This is a genomic window from Bacillus sp. Medicinal_06 (assembly GCF_056711665.1).
Genome location: NZ_JBWYHD010000042.1, coordinates 1 through 2,631, shown reverse-complemented (window position 1 = coordinate 2,631; position 2,631 = coordinate 1). Strand labels below are relative to the sequence as shown.

At 38.3% G+C, this 2,631-nt stretch carries 2 protein-coding genes; both read right to left on the bottom strand.

Annotated elements, in window-relative coordinates:
• The coding region (locus AC1M36_RS28200; protein ID WP_479846512.1) for a spore germination protein at positions 1 to 1,089 on the bottom strand (1,089 nt) is incomplete at its 3' end.
• A 26-nt stretch (positions 1,090 to 1,115) separates the two neighbouring features.
• Positions 1,116 to 2,631, bottom strand: a 1,516-nt coding sequence (locus tag AC1M36_RS28195; RefSeq protein WP_479846511.1) for a spore germination protein, incomplete at its 5' end; no start/stop codon positions are given.

Genomic DNA, 2,631 nt, shown 5'->3' with positions numbered 1-2,631 from the left:
CCCCCCTTTTCTCTTTAATCGCGTGACGATAAGAAGGAGCAATGGTAGTAACCCAAATAAAAATATAGCAGTATTGCCGACCATATCCCCGAATTTAAGTAGATCATTTATATTTTTCGAAGTCATAGCAATGATATAAATAATTGGAAGCAAAGCAAACATAAAAGGATGAATGCTCTTTTTGAAGAGTTGTGCTAGCCCCATTGCAGCAGCGTAGTAACTGATCGTATATGTAGCAAATATTTGCATAATCCATATTACAAGCAATAAAGATTCAAAACGTTCAAATATCAAACCAGAAATTTCAAAACTGCGCATGAGATCAATTGTCGGCCAAGTTCTCGTTACAACTCCATCGACGGATAATGCACCGATGACCATTACGACCGTTATTACGTAAAAGATTAACGGAATAGAAATTCCAACTAGAATGACTTTTACTGCTTTGTTTGGTTGCTCCATAAACACCAAAAGGATTAACATGATTTCAGGACCTGTATATGCGAGAGCAGTTGTCTTTATCCCGTTTAACACCGGCTTAACTCCTAAACCTAATACGGGGCGGAGATTATCTATCTCAAATATTCCGAGACTCATCAAGGAAATTAGTAAAAAAATAAACACCGTAATAGGGAATATGATTTCAAACATCCGGGCAATTGAGTTAATGCCACTCATAATCAAATAGAGACCTATCCACATAAAAGGTATAATAATGGCCCATGTAGGAGTTCCTTCCAGCAAAAACAAGCTAATGACCTCTGCCATTGAACGGATTTGAAACCCTGAAGTTGCAAGAAAATAACATACAACAAGTAAGCTAAATAACCTCCCTATCCATTTCCCTACAACTTCTTGGCTGTATTGATAAAAGGTTTTTTCGGGAAACTGTTGACTTAATTTAACCATGATTACTCCTGCAATCATCGCGATTATCCCACCTAAAATCACACTTATCCATACATCCGGTGTTTTTACTTTTTCTACAGATGTTCTAGGCAGGGTAAGGATTCCTGTTCCAAGTATAAAATTAACGACGATAACAACTGCTTGCGATGTCTTAATTCGGTCTTGGGGTCTGCTAATCATTGAAAGTCACTTCCTTTCGGCTCAAGCTATCCTTTGCGAGTAGGGTCTTTTGAATGCATCATCTTTGGTCGCCGTTTCATCATTCTTAGCGGCATGCGAACCATAAAATCTTTCCAGTCACTTAATCGATAAGGAACAACTGGACTAGTATAAGGAACGCCAAAACTTTTCAGTTTCACTAAATGGCTACAAAGTAAGAGGAAAAAGAGAATGACCCCGTACAACCCAAACACAGCAGCACAAAACATGGCTACAAACCGAAGAATGCGTAATGTAATCCCTGCACTGTATTGTGGGATAGTAAAGGAAGAAATAGCTGTAACAGCTACAACGATTACCATAATTGGACTGACAATCCCTGCTTCTACGGCAGCCTGGCCAATAATTAGTCCACCCACAATCCCCATTGCTGGTCCAATCGGTTTAGGTAAACGTAACCCAGCTTCCCGTAAAATTTCGATGGCCACTTCCATAATCAACGCTTCTATAAGAGCAGGAAAAGGAACTCCTTCACGTGTTCCTATAATAGAGATAACTAGCTTGGTGGGAATTAACCCTGGATGAAACGAAATAAAGGAAATATATAATGCAGGAGTAAATAATGAAACAGAAGCTGCAAAGAAACGCAATAGGCGGAGAAGCGTACTTGGAATCCAGCGTTCATAATAATCTTCTGGTGATTGTAATAGCATACTAAATGTAACTGGAACAATTAATGCGAATGGTGTCCCGTCCAGTAAAATTGCTACCCGTCCTTCCATCAAGGCACTAATAACACGATCAGGACGTTCTGTATTCTGAGCTTGTGGAAAAGGACTGAGGTAATTATCTTCAATAAGTTGCTCTATATAACCAGATTCAGGCACACTATCTATATTGATTTTCTGAATTCTTGTTTTTACCTCTTCCACTAATTCTGGACTAGCAAGGTCTTTGATGTAGGCTATAACTAGCTCTTTTTTTGCACGTTCTCCTACTTGCAGCTTTATTAATGATAAATTCTTATTTTCACCATGACGTCGCAAAAGTGCAGTGTTATCACTTAACACTTCCGTAAAACCTACCCGTGGACCTCTGACTAATGCTTCTGATACTGGTTCTTCAATAGTCCGTTTGTTTGGTTTTGTTGTGCCAAGAATGAACACATCAAATAAACCATCAATCAATAGAGCTGTCGAACCTGTCAATACTTTGGATACCAAATCTTTTATGTAATGGACTTCTGTTACTTCACTAATAGAAAGAACTTTATTTTTAATAAATTCTTTCGAAACGGTCCCCTCCACAAAAGAAGGTTCGTTTTTATATTCGTCGAAAAAGTTAACCATTAGTGATTTCATAATGTGTTTATCGATCAACTCTTTATCTGATAGTCCATCAGCAAAAATAATCGCAGCTAGAATATCCGTCTGCCCAATCTTAAACTCCCGAAAGTGAACATCAGAATTATGACCGATTTCTTGTCTTATGAGTTCTAAGTCTGATGTGAAGTCACCCGTAAAATGAACCGCTGAGTTTCGAGAAGGCTTAGTTTGTTGTTTA